1 protein-coding gene is annotated in these 238 nt (G+C 39.9%); it reads right to left on the bottom strand.

All coding sequences use genetic code 11. The annotated features are described in order from the left end of the window. The coding region (locus EZH24_RS14680) for a hypothetical protein (RefSeq protein ID WP_161976227.1) at positions 1–238 on the bottom strand (238 nt) is incomplete at both ends.

Genomic DNA, 238 nt, shown 5'->3' with positions numbered 1-238 from the left:
GAAACGAAACCGATTTTTATTTCGCCAACCGTAGACGCCGATTTTACGACAAAATCAGTCGTGACATTGTCCGTTGCCTCGCTGATGAAAAAAGTTCCTGGAGGTATGTCGTTTGTTATTACTCCGCCGTCTGTTGGAGTGTCATCGGGATTGCTTACCCTATTCTTACAGCTACAGCTATAAGAAAATAGCAGTCCGAAGATACATAAAATTGTAATAAATAGTTTTGATTTTTGTC

Source organism: Brachyspira catarrhinii, assembly GCF_005518285.1.
Classification (GTDB): Bacteria; Spirochaetota; Brachyspiria; order Brachyspirales; family Brachyspiraceae; genus Brachyspira; species Brachyspira catarrhinii.
This window is presented reverse-complemented; position numbering and strand designations above follow the sequence as displayed.